Here is a 19433-nt window from a genome sequence, read left to right on the forward strand (position 1 = left end):
TATTGAAGATAATCAGGGGATTACTAGGTCTACATCATCAAGTATTTATGCTCTTCTCTTGTGGCGCTAAGCACAAGATTTTCGGCAAGGTTTGGTTGAGCAGTGGCGTAATCTCATCAAATGGCAGAGGCTTAGAGATCAAATAGCCTTGTGCATAGTGGCAACCTAAGTCGCGGAGGAATTTCCATTGGGCCTCGGTTTCTATCCCCTCGGCGACAAGCTCCATTTCAAGGCTCTGGCCCATCATCACAATGGCTTTGACTAGATTGGCGTTAGAACTGTTATCGAGGGCGTTTTCCACAAAACTGCGGTCGATCTTGATTACCGAAATAGGGAATTTCTTCAAATAACTCAAAGATGAATAGCCTGTACCAAAGTCATCGATATAAATCTGCGAGCCTAGGTGGCGAATAGATTCTAGGGTGCTTAGGCAGTGGCTCGCATCGCCCATCAGCATGCTCTCGGTGATCTCGATATGCACGTTTCTGGGATTGATATGGTGACGGTTAAAGCATTCCTGCAATACTTGGTCGAAGCCGAGGCCACGGGTGTTAATGCACTGACGGCTGGAGACATTGATGGCGACATTCAGGTTGAGTCCCATATGTTGCCATTGTCTTAAATCATGCATGGCTTGGTTGAGCACCCATTCGCCCATAGGCTCGATGAGTCCAGTTTCTTCGGCGATACCGATAAACTGGTCTGGCGGGATCAGTCCTAAGTCGGGATCTTGCCAGCGGATCAGCGCCTCGACACTACAGATTTGTCCCGTTTTCATATCCACAATCGGTTGATAATGTAAGGTAAATTCATTTTGTGCCACGGCACGGCGCAGCCGTTGTTCAAGCTCCATGCGGGCAAACATGGCTTGGTTCATGCCAGAGGTGAAGTACTTGAAGTTATTGCGTCCGGCGTCCTTTGCTTGATACATGGCCATTTCGGTATTGCGGGTCAGGGAGCTCACATCTAGCCCGTCTTCGGGGTAGACGCCAATGCCGAAGCTGGCAGAAATTTGGATTTCCCGCTCATTCAAGTTAAAGGGCGCGGCTAAGGTTTCAATGATCCGGCTCGCCATATGTTCAATCGCGAACTCATTGGTGACGCGGGGGAGGATAAGCACAAATTCGTCGCCACCGATGCGGGCGAGAAAGTCGTTCTTACCAGCAATATTTTCCAGTCGCTTAGCCACGTCTTGTAACAAGAGATCGCCCATGGCATGGCCTTGGACGTCATTGATATATTTGAATTGGTCTAAATCGATCAGCAGAATCGCCAGCTTGCGGGAGTCGTGTTGGGCGAGTTGGATTTCATGCTGCAGGCGCTCGTTAAACAGCTTACGATTGGGTAGCCCAGTGAGTGTGTCGAAGTTTGCTTGATACCAGAGATCCTGCTCATATTGCTTACGCTTACTGATATCCATAAATAAACCAATATGTTGGATTATTTCACCCCGTTCATTACGTACCACAGTAATAGCAAGATACTCGGGATACACTTGGCCATCTTTACGTTTATTCCAGATCTCGCCTTCCCATTTACCTTCTTTTTGTAATGCTTCCCACATAGCCGTATAGAAATGGCTGGGATGGCGATTGGAGCTTAACAGTGATGGGCTGCGGCCCTTAACCTCTTCGAGGCTGTAACCTGTGATCTGGCTAAAGGCGGGGTTAACCAACTCGATATGATTGTCGGCATCCGTGACCATAATGCCTTCGGCAGAATAGTTAAATACGGCGGCGGCGCGGCTTAAGGCGTGGTTGGCCTTTTGGCGTTCGCTGATCATTCGATTCATGGCCTGAGCCATGCGTGCCAGCTCGTCGGAGCCAGAAGCATCGATATTGATATTGAGCTGCGGATCGGCGGCCATTCGCTGCATATCATTGGCAATTCTAGTGATTTTAACCATAAAGCTGCGAATAATTTTGCGGCCGAGCCAGAGGGTAATCGCGGCGGTAAAAAGTGCGGAGAATAGATATAACCCGAGCAATGTGAGCGACTTAGTCTGTTCTACTTCACTCTGATGTGCCATGTTTGCGGTGATTTCATCACTGATAGTGTGCAGCTTATTGATCCTATCGCTGGTGAGCGACCACCAGTGCTTACTGCTGACCGGATGCGGTGGCATCAATAGTTTATTGATGGCGGCACTCAGGTCGTTGTCATTCACATGGATAAGGGCGCTGATCTCTTCGAGTGATAGCTGTTGACGCTTCAACTGCTGCAACTGGTTCATGCAGAACTGATATTGGTCTATACCGTCTTCAATGGTTTTCACCGCAGGCTTAAGATCAGGAATATTGCGGATCTCATGATTTAACTCATCGAGATTGAGCTGAATAATCGACAGTGCCTTAGTAAATTTATCCAGCGCGGCATTGTCTCCCTTAATCAAATAGTCTTGAAAACTATCGATTAAACCACCGTAGCCCAAGTGGGCATTGATATTCTGTACTAAGGTGCTGACGCGGATTTGTTGCTCTATTTGCTGGCTAATCTTGAGGATACGCAGATTTTCCGGAGAGGTTTGCATCTTGCGGATTAAGGACTGACGGTTGGAAATCGAGGCATTACTGGCATGTTCTATGGCTTGGCCGTATTCGTACATTATGGTGCTAATCGCACGGTAATCATTAATGTTCAGCACCTGCGACAACAACATATGATTAATGGCACTGCGCTCTTTTACCGCCAGCTGTTGCACCATAAGCAAATTAAGCAAATCTGTGTAGGCTCTAGATTGGCTAATATCGTTGGTTTGTAGCTGTAGTTGCTGGATGAGTTTAACCAGCTCGGTATTGAACTGATTATACAAATCGATAAAGGCCTTGGGATGCTGATCTAGAGCCTCTTGGCGCCCCGACGCTAACCTATGACTTAGCAGCGTTAGAGTATTGAGTTGCTCCTGCAACTGCACGGCGGCGAGTTGATTGCGGCCTAAAGCGGGCATCAAGTTGCTCAATGCCGAGCCATTGAGTAGCGCATCTAAGGCATCGGAGGTGATCTGTTGCTGCTGTAGGAGGCGTGTTTCTTCTTGAGGAGACGCGGGGCCAGAAAGCTGGGCACTGAGGCCGTATTCATTGTGCAGTTGGAAGAGTAATTCAGTGGTTTGTGCTGTCGCTTGGATTGCCAGATGGTTCTGATTGGCGGAGCGATATTCCTTCACAAGTACATACATCCGCGACAGTACAAAAATACTCATCATCAGCAAAGGTAGCAGTGAAAACAGAATGAGTTTCTGCTTCAGGCTGAGATGCTGTAGCATGGATGGCATGTAAAATTACTCCTACTTTTGCCTGGTTGGAGACATAAAAAATCAAGGCATAACCTTGATGAGTTGAAAACGAAATGACCAGACACTGGGTGTGGATATTTAACATAGAAGCGAGAGGGTCGCGACCCCTAGTTTATGGATATCTAATCTAGCTCACGAAATTCAGTTATTTATTATATATGAGTAACGTATTATTTTTATTAGTGTATTTACTCTCCTAGCAAACAAACAATTTCTTTGTCTGTGATATCTAATTGGATTTGATACAAAAGCTGAGTTTTTGTATCTAGGACTGCAGGCAAATAAAAAGGACGCGGGCAGAGCCGACGTCCTTTAAATCGAATTCCGCCTGTGGGGTTAATTAGCCAACATTGGCTAATAGCGACTTACGGTAAACAACGATATCTTCAATCGTCAGCACAGGCATATTGTGCGCTGCACCAAAGGCGATGATTTCTGGCAGACGCGCCATAGTGCCATCGGGATTGGTGACTTCACATAACACGCCCGCAGGCTTGAGGCCGGCCAGTTGCATTAAATCAATAGTGCCTTCGGTATGGCCACGGCGAGTTAATACACCACCGGGCTGGGCGCGCAGTGGGTACACATGGCCTGGGCGAGCTAAATCACTTGGCTTAGCATTGTCGGCGATAGCGGCTTTAATGGTGGTGACGCGGTCCGCAGCCGAAACGCCAGTGGTGACTCCCACTTTGGCTTCGATACTCACGGTAAACGCGGTGCCATATTGGCTCGAGTTGTTTTCGACCATAGGTGGCAGCTCAAGGGCTTTGACCTTTTCATCTGGTAAACACAAACACACGATACCGCTGCATTCGCGGATCAGCATGGCCATTTGCGCATTGGTCAGTGACTCGGCGGCAAAAATTAAGTCGCCTTCGTTTTCTCTATCTTCGTCATCGACGACCAACACACCTTGGCCTTGGCGCAGGGCTTCAAGACCCGCTTCAACGCGTTCGATAGCAGTACCAAAAGGAGCAAGTAAAGACTGATTCATGGTTAATATCCTTCAAAAATACGACATGGGAATTTCCAGAATCAGGGCGTGCAGAAATACAGCCTTTACCCCAATAGGGGTTGAGCTGTAGCAATAGACCCATTTAAGCTCAATGGCTTACGTCGGTTAATTGCAAAATATGAGGCTAACATTCAGATGACGATGGCTTTCGCTCATTGGCTGAAACGAAGCGCCTGCATCCTAATGTTGTCTTACATTCTCTTCCATCCGGACTCAGTACCGTTGCAATGTTTGCAAACAGTCCATTACCGTCGGCTCTGGAATAGTAGCGCTCGATAGGCGTTAACCATAACGAGACAAGCTAAGTCACCAGATCTGCTGACCCCGAAATTGCGTTCGGGCGCTCGCGGGCTTTAGTGGGGGTGAGAACGGCTCACGGCACTATTTACCGCCGGTGGGGAGTTTCACCCCGCCCTGAGAATTGTTGTCAGGCCTTGGCCTAAAAACGCGGTTATGTTGCGCCTATTTAGTTGGAATGGCAATAAAATCGCGCCATAAATTGGGCAATGTTTGCGCAAGCGCACAACTGGCCGCCAAGCTTAAACCAGCATCATCTTTAGGAAACTCGCAACAAGCGCTAGCTTGGGTATATCATATCCGGCACATTAACTTATTGGCTTGCCGTCGTGCCCCACGATGGTGTTTGAACGTCACAAGGACGTATAAATGCGCACTCTGCTGCTTACTTTAGGTCTCGCTATGCTATTACCCGGTTGCTCCACTCCAAAAGGGCAAGTCTCTGCGCCCGTTGCGGAAAAAATTCCCCATGTGATGACCTTGCACGGGGTCACGCGCACCGACGATTACTACTGGATGCGCGACGATAAACGCCAAGATCCTAAGGTCTTGGCGCATCTGAATGCCGAAAATCGTTACACCCAAGCCTACTTTAAGCCGCTTAAGTCATTACAGGATGGGTTGTTTAACGAACTGACTGGGCGCTTAGTGGCCGACGAGTCGAGCGTGCCTTACCAATGGCACCAGCACAGCTATTACCGCCGCTACCAAGAGGGCGGCGAATATCCGCTGATCGCCCGCAAAGGCAGTGACGGGATTGAGCAAATGATGCTGGACGTGAATGAGCGCGCTAAGGGCCATGAGTTTTATGGTTTAGGTGGCGTCAGCGTCAGCCCGGATGAAACCATGTTGGCCTTCGGTGAGGATGTCTTAAGCCGCCGCGTGTATAACATCTACTTTAAAGATATTGAGTCCGGCGCCATGATCACCGATGTGCTTGAAAACACAGAGGGACGCATCGTTTGGGGCAATGACAATCGCCATGTGTTTTATATCGCCAAAGATCTGCAAACCCTGCTGGGTTACCGCGTGTATCGCCACGAACTCGGCACGCCACAATCGCGCGATGTGTTGGTGTATGAGGAGCAAGACGATGCTTACTACATCTCCCTCGGCAAGAGTTTAGACGAGTCGCAAATTGTGCTGTTCCACGAGAGCACCACAACCAGCGAAGTGTCTGTGCTGGATGCTAACGATCCCCTAAGCCTGTTCAAACCTGTGCTGGCGCGGGAAGAAGGCCATGAATACAGCGTCTCGAAACTGGGCGACAGCTATTACATTCTCACCAACTGGCAGGCGACTAACTTCCGTTTGATGAAAGTGGCGATTAAGGATGCCGCCGATAAGTCCAAATGGCAGGAAGTGGTTGCCCATAATCCCAATGCGCGCATCGAAGACGAGCTGGTGCTAAAGGATTACCTGATTATTCAAACCCGTGAAAATGGTCTGACACGCATTAAAGTGATGCCATTCAATGGTCAAAAGCCCTTTGAGCTGAGTTTTGACGAGCCCGCCTATGTGCTCGGTTTAGATGTTAACGCCCAGCAAGATAGCGATAAGTTACGGATTTTCTACTCGAGCCTGACTACGCCCGAGGCGATTTATGAGTACCACTTAAGCAATCCCGATAGACGCGATCTGCTTAAGCAGGAGCAAGTGCTCGGCGGCTTCGATGCCAGCCAATACCGCGCCGAACGTTTATTTGTCACCGCCCGCGATGGCGCTAAGGTGCCAGTGTCCTTGGTGTATCGTAAGGATAAGTTCAACAAAGACGGCACCAACCCTCTGTACCAATATGGTTATGGTTCATATGGTTACACAGTAGAGCCTGACTTTTCGTCGTCGGTTATCAGTTTGCTCGACCGCGGCTTTGTATATGCCATCGCCCATGTGCGCGGCAGCGAAATGTTAGGTCGCCCTTGGTACGATGCGGGTAAGTTGCTGAATAAAAAGAATACCTTTAATGACTTTATCGATGTCACCACCGCCTTAACCGAGCAAGGTTATGGCGATAAAAATAAAGTGGTGGCCTCGGGCGGCAGTGCTGGCGGGCTGTTAATGGGCGCGATTGCCAATATGGCGCCTGAAAAGTACTTTGCCATTGCAGCACATGTGCCCTTTGTGGATGTGGTCACGACCATGCTCGATGAGTCAATTCCGCTCACCACCAACGAGTACGATGAATGGGGTAATCCAAACGAGAAAACCTATTTCGACTATATGCTCAGCTACTCGCCCTACGACAATGTTGCCGACCATGAGTACCCACACCTGTTGGTCACCACAGGTTTGCATGATTCGCAGGTGCAGTATTTCGAGCCAGCTAAATGGGTAGCAAAACTGCGTGAAGTGCAAAATAAATGGTACAAACTGGACGATAAGGTGTTGTTATTCGACGTTAATATGGATGCTGGACACGGTGGTAAGAGTGGCCGTTACCGCCAGTATCAAGACACAGCGCAGGAATATGCCTTCTTCTTAAGCCTGCTCGGCATGACTAAGTAGGCGCCAACGGGTGACCGATTTAGTGATTGAAGCCGCTAATTCAACTCCCTCGGCTAGCCCCCAAAAAGGGGCTAGCCAAGCGCCAGCTGTTAACCAAACTCAGCTTTCGAGCAAGCCTGAAGCGCAAGTAACTGAGCAAGCTGTGACTTCGGAGCAAGACGCGACATCAGAGATAGAACAAGTCTCGACGTGGTATTTGTACCTTATCCGTTGCGCCAATGGCCACTTATACACAGGCATCACCACAGATGTCGCCCGCCGCTTTAACGAACATCAATCAAGCAGCCCCAAGGCAGCAAAGTACCTGCGCGGCAAAGGGCCATTAACCCTGATGTATCAAGAGCAAGTCGGCACCCGCAGTGATGCACTCAAGCGTGAGATTGCGGTTAAAAAGTTAAGCCGCAGTCAAAAGCTGGCGTTGATTGAATCTGTACTCAGATGACACTGAACACTGACATCATTCAGATCTTATTGTTTTAGGTAAAAGCTAAATCAACGTCGTGGGGCTTCACCCCACACCCGACCAAGGAGGACTGCTCGTCCTATCCTCTTGGCCTATTGTTTTCACATCAGCCAAGACGTCCCTGGCGCCCTTGGCTCATTGCCAAATTTGCTATCGCTTCCGAAGGATGCGTATTCTGTTGCTTAGAGTTCGCCGTTAGTCGCTAGTATTGCAAGATCCATGGGAGTCACGATTAAATCACGCATTACAAACGAGAACAAAGCGTATGTACTCCAACTCATTCCATACACATCGACGTTGAAATCAGACATGAGTTTCCAAGCTCTAGACTTCCCTGTTCGGCAACCCGTACGGCAAATCAGCGCGACCACAGGTTAAGCGTTGGCATACCATATATACCAAAACGGTGTTTACTCTGTGGAATACCAAATTTCCCCATGCTATCTTGCACTGGGTTAGCTTTCAAATATGCTTTTATTTTCTCTCGATCACCAATATTCGGAACCTGCTCAATATCAAGGAACGTTATTACACTACTGTCGGCTTCATATTGAGCATCAAGTTCAGCCATTTTTATTTCAACAGCTTTGTATGCGCGCTCTAAATCTTCGGTAGAGTTTATGCTAAAAAATTTTGTGTATTTTACAAGTGTATTTTTACCAACAATTAGTTCACTTGATAAGCCGGTTGCAATGCTCCACCTGCCATTGCCTCGTGCTACAAATTTCTTCTTTTTCGGATTAAAGCGAATAGGAGTATGAGCATGAAACCAATCAATGACGGTTTCAGCATCTTCGATTAGTCTGATGAGATTGTTTAAAGGTTCCAGATCCTTAGTTTGCATAGTGTATTCTGCAAGCATAACCGTCAGCAGGTGCAGCTGAAAAGAATACAGGTCAATACGATCAATTAGTAAATTGATTTTCTTTTTTAGTTTCATACTTTTCCTTTTCCCCAAAGCGACTTAATCGGCATGATGCTACTTTTATTTTTGTAATAATACCTTCTACTTCAAAGTTTAATCGGTGCCTAAGTAAACGACTGCAAGAACTAGATTGATAAATGCACTTTAGTTATACCGCTATTATGAGCATAAGTTCTGTCGCATTAGTTTATCGAGACACCCACTGTTAAATTTTCTTACTGGAATGATAGGGCTGGAAAGCTCTTTTGGGGTTAACAGGTTACACCGAGAGAGCAGAAGTTCATCTCCCCAGCGAAGTTACTGAAGGGCGTTGAAGGCTCTTTATTAAAAAGATGTCTGCGTAGCTTTCGGGGGAAGGGATGCTCCATCGGAAGCGTTAGCAATTTACGAAGTAAGCATGAAGTTAGTAACTATGCATGTAGCTTCGCTAGGGGTCTTGGCTGCTTGTGAAAACATTAGCAAGGAAGATAGGATGAGCTTAAAGCCCGCCTCACACTATTAGAGTACGATTTAGTACTCTAAGTTAATCTCTTCCATGGAACTGCCAATAGGCAGTATCGACACCGCTGCTCCTTATGTATTTAAGGTTGCTTGTAGCCAGTCAATAAAGTGTGCGTTATGCCGATTGCTTAGTAGGGCTTTATTGGGGATGTAATAGCAAAGCGCTGATTTTACAGCGTTAGGGTTAACGGCTTGCAATATCCCAGCCTGTACATATTGTTGGGTGAGCGTGGTAGAGCTAAATACCCAAGCTTGCCCTGCGAGCGCCTGCTGAATACCAAACAACTCCTGATCATAATATTTGATATCCAATCTAGAGTCTTGCAAGCCTTGCTGTGCCAACCAGTCCGTTAGCGGCGGTGGTGGTAAGTTATTATTTTTCCACCTTGTTGTGTATATGGTCAGAGGTTTAGGACCTGCTGGCAATGATGCAGCCGCTGGTGTAGCAAACATATTAAAGAACTCTGTTTTTAATACATCATCAGGATGTTGATGGCGCAGATCCCCAAAGCGCAGCGGCAGTGTAAAGGCATCATGCTGCATATCTTCGCCTGTCGCGACTTCAACTTGGGTTTGTGGGTAAGTCGCGTAAAACTGTTGTAGTGCGGGTATCAGTACCAATGCTGCAAGTGACGATGTGGTGGCGACCTTAATATGGCGTCCAGTACTCGCGATATCGTCCAAGGTTTGATTTATGGCCTGAAATCCTTGAGTGGTCACGGTGGATAAACGCTCACCAGCCGGCGTTAAACTAATGCGTCTGGCTTGGCGTTGAAAGAGCGCGACATCCAAGCGCTGTTCTAGATTGTTGATATGGTGCGATATTGCGGTCGGTGATAGTGATAACTCTAGCGCTGCCAATTTAAAGCTGCCGAGTCTGGCTGCTGCTTCAAATGCTTTTAACGCTTGTAATGAAACCTGCATAGTCATCCGCCTTCGATAAGTATTAGGTGAAAATAGATGAGTTTGGCTCATCTGTAAATGCGTTTTAGTCGTTTGTCTGTCACTCGCTGAAAAACCACAATAGCTGGGTATTTTCAGCTAAAGAGAGATTCAAGATGACACATATTCTTCATATAGATTCAAGCGTTAGAGCTGTGTTAAACGATAATCCAGCTCATAACTCTATTTCTAAACAATTGGCAGAACGGTTTATTGCTAGTTTTAAAACTCACTGTGCTACAGCTGAGTATACTTACCGTGATGTCGGGATGAATCCACCAGATTTTATCAACCAACAGTGGATTGGTGCGGTGTTCACGCCGGAGGCTAAACGCTCTGCGGCGCAGCGGCAGCAATTGGCATTATCGGATCAATTGATTGCGGAGGTGTCAGCGGCCGATCTGATTGTGATTTCTGCACCTATGTACAACTACGGTATGCCTGCTCAGCTAAAAGCTTGGTTTGATCAGATTGTAAGGATTAACAAGACCTTCGATTTTGACTTGAACCGTGGCGATACCCCTCTAGCGCCATTACTGTCAGGCAAAACCTTAGTGATTCTGACGTCCTGCGGTGAGTTCGGCTTTGAGGAGGGTGGCGTAAACGAACGGCATGGGCATTTGGTGCCGCATCTACGTACCCTAAGTAAGTATTTGGGTGTTGAGCAGATTTTTGAAGTCGCCTCTGAATATCAAGAGTTTGCCGATAATCGACATCAGCAATCGTTACAACAGGCTCTGGCAAAGTCCGCTGCCATGGGGTTACAACTAGCACAACACTACGCAGGGAAAACGACTGATGTGTAATCACTTTTTACCTGCGGTGAACCACACCTTGGCGTTGGCGCAAAAGGAAGTCGAAGGTACAGGCCTGCCGTTTTCGGCTGTGATTGTGGATGAGTCTGGGCGGATTGTGGCTGAAGGGGTGAATCGGGTACAGGCGCTGCATGATTGTACCGCCCATGCTGAAATCCAAGCGATACGAAAGGCGACTCTGCTACTTAAACAAGTCAGCTTGGAGGGCATGACATTAATTGCTTCTGGTGAGCCCTGTGGATTTTGTTATATGGCGATACAACTGGCCAAAATCAGTCGGGTCATCGTCTTAGTCGATCGCCACGAAGCTTGCCAATATGGCTTTGATTATCGTTGGACCTATCAGCTATTGCAGGAGTCGAAATTGCAAATTGAGATCAGTAAATGGCCGCAGTTGAATCATCGGCTTCAGCCATTTCGCCAAAGTTCTATTGGGTTAGCCTCAATCGGCATGTAGGTCAGTGGTATGGTTTGCGGCAGCATGACTTGCCGCATTCACTAAGGCTTTAAAACGAAGGTCGCTTTTGCACAAAGGTGTGAGTGCTTCGGCTTTATTGAGATACTCCAGCGTGGTGCGAATAGCGTCTTGATGATGGCTACATTCCCTAAAAATACGCTTTGCAATCAACAGATTTAGCTGCTGCTGGCTCAATGCGGCATTCTCATGCTGCATTTGTATAATAGCCTCCTCTAGGGAAATGGGAGGTATTTCTCCTAGGTTAACGAGGAAGGTTTTGGCGACTGATCTGGCGTGTGAGAAATAGTCCGAGTGCGCATCTAAGGCGTAAATATGCTCGAAAATGTGTTTAGCTAGGGCTGTATTACCATTCTGATAAAAGGTTTCGCCATCAAAACAAATATCCCCTAGTCCTTCCATTATTTCTCTTGGGTTATCCGATTGAGAAAGCGATTCAATTTCTTGTTGGTATTCCGAAAACTGATCCATATTTTCGACCTTACAGGCAATACTGCGTGACTTTGTGACTATCGAGCGGGAAGGTGAATTATCTTAACAAATTCGCGGACTGAAAGTCTGGTTATCGCAAATTTAAGTTTTATGGTCGCACAAAAAAAGATGCCACTACAAGGGGTTAGTGGCATAAAGTGCATAAGAATGTCCATGGAACGGTAACGCAAAAAGGGGTGGGTAGAAGACTGACATTTGGTTGGGTACTGCAACATCAGTCTCTACGCCGGGAAGTTGGTGGAGCGGTAACGCTATTGGTCTAACGGGTTTAGTGTTTACTAACGGGGCCATCGATTTTATCGAAGCTCACATCCCCTGAACCTGCCGAGAGAATGGTTAAGCCCTTAGTGTTCACCACATTGATATCGCCTGAGCCATCGTTGATGGTGACAGTGTTTTGCACATTGGCGACGTTGATTTCACCTGAACCATCATCGATGGTGATGCTGCCTTTAATATCATTAACTTGGATGCCACCAGAGCCATCGACAATCGCCAGATTACCGTTGACTTGGCTGACTTCAATCGCGCCAGAACCATCGTCGATACTGACATTATTGCCACCATGGATAGCCAGTTCGCCTGAGCCATCCTTGACCTTAATATCCGCTGTCATCTTGTTGATCAAAATCGCACCTGAACCATCGTCAATGTCCAGCGCTAATCCGGCGGGCACTTGTAACTTAAGGTCGATATAGGGTGAGTAATTGCTAAAGCTGCTATGGGATTCAAAGTCGGCCTTAAGCTGGGCTTTGTTGGCCTTTTTCTCAAGGGTGAGAATGACTTTGCTATCGTCATTGATATAGATATCAGCGACTAACTTAATTTGGATTAGGCCTTCGACACCGATAATTTCAAGGCTGCCTGCACCGGTTTCGGCGACGAGTTCCTGTAGGTCTTGAGCATCGAGGCTGAGTTCACGTTGTTGGTGATCTAAATCAGGCATGCCAGCGGCGTTCACATTGATAATGCAGCCAGTGAGTGACACGCCAACCGTAAAGAGGGCGACAAATCCGAGGGTGAATATAAAAGGGCGTAGTGACATTTTCTTCTTCCTTGTTATCGACACTCGACGACCGACTGAGTGCTGAGCTATGAGCGATAAGCTTGATATCAGTCGAGATTGCACATCCTATGCCAATTTTAAAAAGTATTAATAATCATGCGGATAAGTTAAATGTGTCCGCTTGGGCGAGTGCGGACATGTCCGCTGAATGAGTGATTTTTCCCAAAGAGTGGTGAAATTAATCACTTATTCAGTTAGCGTGTGTCCAAAATTCCAGCTTGATAAAAAGCGTAACCAGAAAGGACTCATATGGATTACTTAACGACCAATAAAATCGCTTGGGATGCCCGCACTCGAGTGCACTTAACCTCTGATTTCTATGATGTTGAAGGCTTTTTGAGTGGCAACACATCCTTAACGGAAATCGAGCTGAGTGAGCTTGCGGTGGCGGGCAAAAGTCTACTGCATCTGCAATGTCATTTTGGTTTAGATACCTTGTCGTGGGCGCGAATGGGCGCAAAAGTGACTGGGGTCGATTTATCCGAGGTGGCGATTGCTGAGGCGCGCAAGCTGGCGCAGCAGACGGAGTTGTCCGCCGAGTTTATCTGTAGCGATGTTTACAGTGTAGCGGGCAAGGTTGAGCCGCAAGATGTTGTATTTACCTCCTATGGCGCGATTGTTTGGTTGCCGGATTTAACTCTCTGGGCGCAGACCATTGCGGCGTGTTTAAAGCCTGGCGGACAGTTTTATATGGCCGAGTTTCATCCGGCGCAGCAGCTATTTGATGGGTATAGTTATTTTAATCGGGGTGAGCCAGATATTGAGCAGGAAGGGACCTATACCGAGAATGCCGGCGATGAGCTGCAGACCTTAATGTGCTGGTCCCATAGCTTGTCTGAGGTGATCAATGCCTTATTGCAGGCGGGTTTAGTGTTGGAGTTCTTCCACGAGTTTGCGTTTAGCCCCTATAACTGTTTAGAAGGGCTAGAGGCGCAAGCCGATGGTCGTTATGTACTAAAACACCAAGGGCAACAGGTGCCCTTGGTGTATAGCATTAGCGCGCGTAAGCCTGCTTAATCCTTGCCGTTTTTAACTGCGGGATTAACGGCTACGGTAGACTGGATACTTAAGATATTGGTTATCGTAGTAAGGGCTGCGCTCATAGAACCAGCGTAAGCGTGCCTCGGGATCGGCGGCAAACTCTGGGTTTTCCAGCGCTTTGTTAAATTCCGCCTGCAGCTTGGGATCTTCCTTAAGCATCTTGGCGGCCAGCGGCTCTACCGCGTAGTCCTCAATGTATTCGGTACGGGTAAAGATAGGGTTGAAGAAGCCCCATTGCAGTAACGAGTCCGGTGATTGTGGCTCGAGCAGTAAAATCGCCAGATCGCCTAAGGGTTGATCTGTGCTGATTTTCACTGTGCCCGCGGGCAAGGTGGTGGTCAGTTTGGCTAGTGTCGAGTCGGCCTTCACTGTGAGTCGCCCCTCGAACGCCTTGGTATTAAACACCGGATTGCTCAAGCTATATTGCTGCAATTTAAGCTCGGTTGGCTTGCTTAAACGTGTCATCCGAACGCCGTGTAGATTTAAGCGGTCGATCACCTGTGTCCACTGGGCGGGAATATAGTAAGCACTCGGGCGAGTGACTTTGATATCGGGCACAGTTTCGGCAATCACAGGTAAATTGGGGTACAGCTTAGGCTCGCCTGTCCAACGCACTACCTCGGTGCCGCTAATCGGGCTCTGCTCAAGTTTGTAATCTATGCCTTTAAAATCCCAGCCTTTAGCCAGTGGCGCCGATTTCCACGTTAATGTGATCAGTGGCGAGGCGCGGTATTTATCCTCTTGAATCGCACTCTTTAACTTGGTCGCTTGGTCACCCACGGTTTTCAGGGTTTGCTCTAGCATTACATAAGTGCCAAGTACGCGCTGCTTAAAGGGTTTTAAGCTGTGGTTCTCAATCAAAATGGTGGGCAGATGGCGGGCATCACCATAACCATTAGAGAAGCGTGGGCTAGGGTTCCACAGTGACATGCCTTTAGTGATATCGGTATTGTCGACGGCGAAAATCAGCGGACCAGGGATATGGCCTTGGGCGGTTAATGCCGCTTCGACCGCTGGGCGGTAGCTATTTTCGAGCCAGCGGAAACTGGCGGGACTCAAGCCTTGGGCGAGGTTGTAGCCGAAGGTGATGTCGTACTGGTAGTCGATACCGTCGGTGACATGCACATCGATATACAGATCCGGTTGCCACACATTGATTGCCCGCAGCATATGCTGCATTTCTAAGGTGTCGGCCTTGGCGTAGTCGCGGTTTAGGTTGAGGTTATTGGCATTGGTGCGCCAACCCATATTGACTGGGCCGCGTTGATTAACGCGGTTAAATTCGCCGCTGCGCTCATGGGCATCGACGCTAAACATAGGCACAAACAGCAAGTTAGCCTTTTCGAGTAGGTCGCTCTTGTCGCCTTTGACTATATCCCGCAGCAACATCATGCCGGCGTCTTTACCGTCGATTTCGCCCGCGTGGATCCCGGCCTGCACCAGAATCGTCGGCTTAGTGTTTTGCTTTAAGCGTGCAGATTCGTTAATGCCTTCGCTGCTGGCGACATACATCCAAATGTCGCGCCCTTGAGGGCTCTTACCTAGGCTGACTTTCTGCAATTTGGTGGTTTCGGCCGCCAATCGGTCGAGCCAAGTAATGGTGTCGTCATAGCTTGGGCTTTCGATGCCGTTGCTTTGCTCGAAGGGCGTCGCCCATTCGTTATCGGCGCTGAGTAACAGGGCTTCGCTGCTTCCGTGCCAAGTGATGCTTGGTGGGAGAATGGCATCATTCACAAAGGTGTTGGCGCGAGTCGGTGTCGCTGCGGCTGCGGGAGTGGCTACTGCCGCGGGTGAAGCGCTGCTGTCGGCGCTGGCGTCAACCGCGTCGGTTTTAACGGCCTCAGTGTTGGCAGCTCCAGTCGTTGTCACTTCGGGTTGCGCGACTTCGGTATTCGCGGCAACGGCAAATTGGGCGGTGAATAGTGAACCCGCCGATAAGCAGGCAATGGCGATAACGGAAGGGGAAAACAAGCGCATGAAAACAGTCCACACATCGAATTTTTATTAGGGCGGTATCTTTTCATTAAGCCCTTGCGAGTGCAAGGGCTGCCAAGGGTTTATCTTGGTTCGAGTGAGTGATTTTCGCTGCCATGCCCCGTGGTAACAGTCTATGAAGGTTTGGCGGTTTTATGTAACACGGTTTGTCCGCTATAGGCGATTTCGATAATTTCGATATCGGCGTAGAGCGCTTCGACGGCAATGGCGAGTTGATAGATAAGCCAGCCGTATCCCGTGAGGGCAAATCCCTGCGCAACTTCATTGGCTAAAGGGGCCGAATTTGGCGTTTGGGCGGCCAAGCTGAGTTGTAATCTGTGCTGCAACTCTTGCTCTAGGGCGCTGGGCAGCGTCGGTAACGTGGCTGTTTTGCCCGCAACAAATTCACTCAGCCTGTGAAGATAAGCTGTAAGCTCGGCGGCGACACGGTTGATTTGGTGGTATGCCTCTTTGTCGGCCTCCTGCCAGCGACTCAAAGGTAATAGCTCGAGTAGGGTGATCAGCCGCACCTGTTTATTCACTAATTCCGCCAGCAGCACTTTATGTTTTTTTAGAGTTTGGCTTTCCCACTCGAGGGAGAAAAACAGTTTCTTCTGGGTTAATACCGCCTTCATGGCCGCCTCGAGTTCGGCGCGAAAATCTAAATCATGGTTGGCGGGGGCCTGTAGATGTTGGGTAAGCACTTTGGCCATACTGTCGATGGCATTGGCGAGCTGGCTGCGCCAGTCCTGCTTGGCCTTAATCGGGAAGATAAACAGCGATACCAGAATGGCGATAACACAACCGAGCAGAATATTCGCCGTGCGCCAGAGCGCCTCTGAGGTGTCGTGGTTCGCATCGCCCACCACGATAATAATGGTGAATCCCGCCACCAAATAGGCATAGCTGTAGCGTCCCGCCGAGATAAAACAGATCAGCGTGACCCCTAAGATCAGCAGCCCCATAATCAGCCAATAACTGTCGATAGTGGCCACTAACATCACGCCATAAGCCGACCCTAAACAGGTGCCTACCGCCCGTTGCAGGGACTTTTCAATCGCGCCGCCCACCTGTGGCAGACTCATCATAATGATCACTATGGTCACCATGCTCCAAATAAAATGCGGCGGCGACCAAATGGCGTTAATGGTGACTGCAATCAGCAGGGCGAGGCCGAGTTTAAGGGCGTGAATGGCGCGGAAATGACGATAGATAAAGTCGGCAAAAGGGCTTGCAGGGGCAAATACGGACATAATGCAACACTCCTTTGGACTGATGGTAGCCAAGCCATTATCGCAGAAAGGCACTGTGTCCGTGTGGCTTGGCGGATAAAGAAATACGAATTGCGATGCGGCGCCGTTTGAGCTTAGACCAAGGCGTCGCCAAGATCACATAAATCTGCATTAAGTGATACAAAATCAGTGGGATAAGATGCGGTATCTCGAGGACTCAGCTATAAAAAAGGCTTGAATAAGTAAGCCTATTCAAGCCTTAGTATATCAATGTATTTATGCTGTTAGTTCGAGTTTGGCTCTGCGGTGTACTTATCCATAATGATGGCGCAGGCGGCATCACCCGTGATGTTGAGCGCGGTGCGGATCATGTCAAACACTCGGTCGAGGGCGAATAACAGCGGTAAACCATCAATCGGAATACCAGCGGCCAGTAGCACAGCGACCACTAAAAATGACGGACCGGGGACACCCGCTTGGCCAATGGCGCCTAAGGTTGAGGTAAAGATAATCGCGGCATAGGCGGTCATCGACAGATCGACGTTGTACATTTGCGCGAAGAACATGGCGACTAAACCATAGTAAATCGCGTTGCCGCTCATATTGATGGTGGCGCCTAAAGGCAGCACAAAGGCGGTGGTTGCCTTAGAGACCTTAAGCTCTTCTTCGCAGGTTTCCATATTCACTGGTAGCGTGGCCATGGATGACGCCGTCGACAGTGCCATCACCTGGGGTTTTTTCATCGCCGAAATAAATTGGCGCGCCGATACCTTAGAAAACAGCTGTACCACTAAGGGGAAGAACACAAAACCGTAGATCAGAATCGCGGCCACAAACACGGCAAACAGCTTAAATACGACTTCTAAGGCATCGAAACCGAAGGTACCGACGGAATCGGCCATCAAGCCAAATACCCCAATGGGGGCAATCACCATCACACAGTTGATCATCCACACAAAGGCGTCGACGACGGTATTTAACGCCGCCATGATTGGCTTAGCGCCATCGCCTTTTACCTTGGTCAGTGCGATACCGAAAAATATGCTAAACACCAAAATTTGAAGTATATTCCCGCCAGTCAGTGATTCGAACACATTGGTTGGGATCATGCCAATAAAGGTGTCCATTACCCCTGGTAGTGCGCCATGTTCGGCGGTCACTTCCATCAGGCCGCTACTGCTATGGGCGGTAAAGTCGACACCTGCGCCGGGTTTAAACAGATTGCCCATGACCAAAGCTAAGGTCACGGCAATCCCCGAGGTGACAATAAAGAAACCGAAGGTGCCGACACCAATCTTACCCGCCGAGGGGCTATCGCCTAAGCTAGCGGCGCCGCTGATGATAGACACCAGTACCAGTGGGATCACTAGCATTTTGATTAAATGGATAAAGATGGTACCCAGCGGGGCGAAGATGCTCGCGCTTTCACCCATGATAAAACCGACCAGTGCGCCAATAATCATGGCAATAACCACTTGCACACCTATGTTGCCTAATAAACTCTTGCTCTTCATTCTTGCGAAACTCCCCAGTTACAGCAGTATTTTGTGTCTTAAGACTAGTTATCTATTTACAGGCCTGCCCTCGCTTTTGGCGTAAAAGCTCAGCCCTGACACGTTTTTTTGGGCGCTTAAGGTACCACAGTTGGCGTAAAGGGTTTTGTGAAACATCACCAACCTTGGTTTGAAAATAACCAAAACCTAAATAACAAACAATTTAAATGGATAATATTTAAAAATATATACCTAAAAATGATGTTTATTTAAATTTGAATGGTTTTTTGTCCATCGAATTGATGAATTGTGATTTTGGCTTTGATGGACGCAGATGTCCTCTCGTATTCTTGGGGCGGGTTGAGTCGCGAGAACTCCCATCTGTTACTTGTATGCATCTTGGGAGTGGTGAATAGCCTCTATGACCATGCAACTTAGTGGCTCACTCGGTTTTACTATGACAACGCCATTCGAGGACATTATGAATATCACCTCATTTTTCGGTCAGCCCGAGTCGTTACAGCGCTGGATAAGAAAGTGCATCGAACAACCGGGATTAAGTTATTGGCTGGTTTATCAAGATCTGGAACAAGGTGAATCCCTACAGCTGGCCACATTATTATTCCCGATAGTGGCTGATAGGGATCTCTCGGATGCCGAAATCGATGCCTTTGAGGATGGCTTAGGCCGTAGTGACTATGGTTATCTGCTAAACACGGATCAAATAGAGGATGTGATTGATAATCTTAAGCAGCAAAAAGCTCAGCCCAGTGAACAGGAACTGCTTGAAGCTATTCTCTTTTACTATGAGCGAGATGCGTTTATCTGCCTCTGATGGGCTCTTTGCGGGACGTTGCGACTTAAGTTGAGATAAGCGCCCCCTGAGGTATCACTTCAGGGGCGCA

15 protein-coding genes and 1 riboswitch are annotated in these 19433 nt (G+C 48.3%); of the genes, 6 read left to right on the forward strand and 9 right to left on the reverse strand.

What is annotated here, in order from left to right; all coding sequences use genetic code 11:
- Positions 1–37 precede the first annotated feature (37 nt).
- Both SHEWMR4_RS00705 and ribB read right to left on the reverse strand, forming a co-directional pair.
- A complete protein-coding gene (locus SHEWMR4_RS00705) occupies positions 38–3271 on the reverse strand; it encodes an EAL domain-containing protein (protein ID WP_011620967.1) in 3234 nt (1077 codons plus the stop codon).
- 361 nt (positions 3272–3632) lie between these two features.
- Positions 3633–4286 carry a 3,4-dihydroxy-2-butanone-4-phosphate synthase gene (gene ribB, locus SHEWMR4_RS00710; protein WP_011620968.1) on the reverse strand — a complete coding sequence of 218 codons (654 nt, stop codon included), beginning with the start codon at positions 4284–4286 and terminating at the stop codon, positions 3633–3635.
- 212 nt (positions 4287–4498) lie between these two features.
- Positions 4499–4733, reverse strand: a riboswitch (FMN riboswitch).
- Between the two features lie 240 nt (positions 4734–4973).
- Between ribB and SHEWMR4_RS00715 the strand changes: the two genes are divergently transcribed.
- A complete protein-coding gene (locus SHEWMR4_RS00715) occupies positions 4974–7109 on the forward strand; it encodes a S9 family peptidase (protein WP_011620969.1) in 2136 nt (711 codons plus the stop codon).
- A gap of 10 nt (positions 7110–7119) precedes the next feature.
- Positions 7120–7551 carry a GIY-YIG nuclease family protein gene (locus SHEWMR4_RS00720; protein WP_041408660.1) on the forward strand — a complete coding sequence of 144 codons (432 nt, stop codon included), beginning with the start codon at positions 7120–7122 and terminating at the stop codon, positions 7549–7551.
- A gap of 379 nt (positions 7552–7930) precedes the next feature.
- On the opposite strand, the gene SHEWMR4_RS20980 is transcribed toward SHEWMR4_RS00720, so the two are convergent.
- The gene (locus SHEWMR4_RS20980; protein WP_011620971.1) at positions 7931–8512 is read right to left on the reverse strand and encodes a hypothetical protein; all 582 of its coding nucleotides are present in this window, start codon (positions 8510–8512) and stop codon (positions 7931–7933) included.
- Positions 8513–9070: 558 nt separating this feature from the next.
- Positions 9071–9922, reverse strand: coding sequence for a LysR family transcriptional regulator (locus tag SHEWMR4_RS00730; protein ID WP_041408661.1), 852 nt, complete (start codon positions 9920–9922; stop codon positions 9071–9073).
- Positions 9923–10056: 134 nt separating this feature from the next.
- Between SHEWMR4_RS00730 and SHEWMR4_RS00735 the strand changes: the two genes are divergently transcribed.
- Both SHEWMR4_RS00735 and SHEWMR4_RS00740 read left to right on the forward strand, forming a co-directional pair.
- Entirely contained in the window at positions 10057–10746 is a 690-nt protein-coding gene (locus SHEWMR4_RS00735) for an FMN-dependent NADH-azoreductase (RefSeq protein ID WP_011620973.1), read from the forward strand.
- Complete coding sequence (locus tag SHEWMR4_RS00740; protein WP_011620974.1) at positions 10739–11212, forward strand: nucleoside deaminase; 474 nt, start codon at positions 10739–10741, stop codon at positions 11210–11212. The genes SHEWMR4_RS00735 and SHEWMR4_RS00740 overlap by 8 nt, the downstream gene beginning before the upstream one ends.
- Here the strand turns inward: SHEWMR4_RS00740 and SHEWMR4_RS00745 are convergent.
- Positions 11198–11701 (reverse strand): hypothetical protein, encoded by a 504-nt coding sequence (locus SHEWMR4_RS00745; protein ID WP_011620975.1) that lies wholly within the window; start codon positions 11699–11701, stop codon positions 11198–11200. The genes SHEWMR4_RS00740 and SHEWMR4_RS00745 overlap by 15 nt on opposite strands.
- Before the next feature lie 289 nt (positions 11702–11990).
- Positions 11991–12767, reverse strand: a complete 777-nt coding sequence (locus SHEWMR4_RS00750) for a hypothetical protein (protein WP_011620976.1) — start codon at positions 12765–12767, stop codon at positions 11991–11993.
- A 270-nt stretch (positions 12768–13037) separates the two neighbouring features.
- Here SHEWMR4_RS00750 and SHEWMR4_RS00755 point away from each other — a divergent pair, with 270 nt between their 5' ends.
- On the forward strand, positions 13038–13805 hold the full coding sequence (locus SHEWMR4_RS00755) for a class I SAM-dependent methyltransferase (RefSeq protein WP_011620977.1): 768 nt from the start codon (positions 13038–13040) through the stop codon (positions 13803–13805).
- A 24-nt stretch (positions 13806–13829) separates the two neighbouring features.
- Here the strand turns inward: SHEWMR4_RS00755 and SHEWMR4_RS00760 are convergent, their stop codons facing one another.
- The 3 genes from SHEWMR4_RS00760 to SHEWMR4_RS00770 form a co-directional block, all read right to left on the reverse strand.
- The gene (locus tag SHEWMR4_RS00760) at positions 13830–15806 is read right to left on the reverse strand and encodes a M14 family metallopeptidase (RefSeq protein WP_011620978.1); all 1977 of its coding nucleotides are present in this window, start codon (positions 15804–15806) and stop codon (positions 13830–13832) included.
- A gap of 131 nt (positions 15807–15937) precedes the next feature.
- Positions 15938–17056 (reverse strand): FUSC family protein, encoded by a 1119-nt coding sequence (locus SHEWMR4_RS00765; protein ID WP_011620979.1) that lies wholly within the window; start codon positions 17054–17056, stop codon positions 15938–15940.
- A 263-nt stretch (positions 17057–17319) separates the two neighbouring features.
- Positions 17320–18549, reverse strand: coding sequence for a dicarboxylate/amino acid:cation symporter (locus SHEWMR4_RS00770; RefSeq protein ID WP_011620980.1), 1230 nt, complete (start codon positions 18547–18549; stop codon positions 17320–17322).
- A gap of 460 nt (positions 18550–19009) precedes the next feature.
- On the opposite strand from SHEWMR4_RS00770, the gene SHEWMR4_RS00775 reads away from it, so the two are divergent.
- Positions 19010–19363, forward strand: a complete 354-nt coding sequence (locus tag SHEWMR4_RS00775; protein WP_041408943.1) for a hypothetical protein — start codon at positions 19010–19012, stop codon at positions 19361–19363.
- The last annotated feature ends 70 nt before the right edge of the window (positions 19364–19433 follow it).

It is taken from the genome of Shewanella sp. MR-4 (assembly GCF_000014685.1).
Taxonomy (GTDB): domain Bacteria; phylum Pseudomonadota; class Gammaproteobacteria; order Enterobacterales; family Shewanellaceae; genus Shewanella.

Excerpts from the sequence above, each read along its gene's own strand:
- SHEWMR4_RS00705 (WP_011620967.1), bottom strand. The coding sequence starts at position 3,271 with ATGCCATCCATGCTACAGCATCTCAGCCTGAAGCAGAAACTCATTCTG.
- ribB (WP_011620968.1), bottom strand. The coding sequence starts at position 4,286 with ATGAATCAGTCTTTACTTGCTCCTTTTGGTACTGCTATCGAACGCGTT.
- SHEWMR4_RS00715 (WP_011620969.1), top strand. The coding sequence starts at position 4,974 with ATGCGCACTCTGCTGCTTACTTTAGGTCTCGCTATGCTATTACCCGGT.
- SHEWMR4_RS20980 (WP_011620971.1), bottom strand. The coding sequence starts at position 8,512 with ATGAAACTAAAAAAGAAAATCAATTTACTAATTGATCGTATTGACCTG.
- SHEWMR4_RS00730 (WP_041408661.1), bottom strand. The coding sequence starts at position 9,922 with ATGCAGGTTTCATTACAAGCGTTAAAAGCATTTGAAGCAGCAGCCAGA.
- SHEWMR4_RS00735 (WP_011620973.1), top strand. The coding sequence starts at position 10,057 with ATGACACATATTCTTCATATAGATTCAAGCGTTAGAGCTGTGTTAAAC.
- SHEWMR4_RS00740 (WP_011620974.1), top strand. The coding sequence starts at position 10,739 with ATGTGTAATCACTTTTTACCTGCGGTGAACCACACCTTGGCGTTGGCG.
- SHEWMR4_RS00745 (WP_011620975.1), bottom strand. The coding sequence starts at position 11,701 with ATGGATCAGTTTTCGGAATACCAACAAGAAATTGAATCGCTTTCTCAA.
- SHEWMR4_RS00750 (WP_011620976.1), bottom strand. The coding sequence starts at position 12,767 with ATGTCACTACGCCCTTTTATATTCACCCTCGGATTTGTCGCCCTCTTT.
- SHEWMR4_RS00755 (WP_011620977.1), top strand. The coding sequence starts at position 13,038 with ATGGATTACTTAACGACCAATAAAATCGCTTGGGATGCCCGCACTCGA.
- SHEWMR4_RS00760 (WP_011620978.1), bottom strand. The coding sequence starts at position 15,806 with ATGCGCTTGTTTTCCCCTTCCGTTATCGCCATTGCCTGCTTATCGGCG.
- SHEWMR4_RS00765 (WP_011620979.1), bottom strand. The coding sequence starts at position 17,056 with ATGTCCGTATTTGCCCCTGCAAGCCCTTTTGCCGACTTTATCTATCGT.
- SHEWMR4_RS00770 (WP_011620980.1), bottom strand. The coding sequence starts at position 18,549 with ATGAAGAGCAAGAGTTTATTAGGCAACATAGGTGTGCAAGTGGTTATT.
- SHEWMR4_RS00775 (WP_041408943.1), top strand. The coding sequence starts at position 19,010 with ATGAATATCACCTCATTTTTCGGTCAGCCCGAGTCGTTACAGCGCTGG.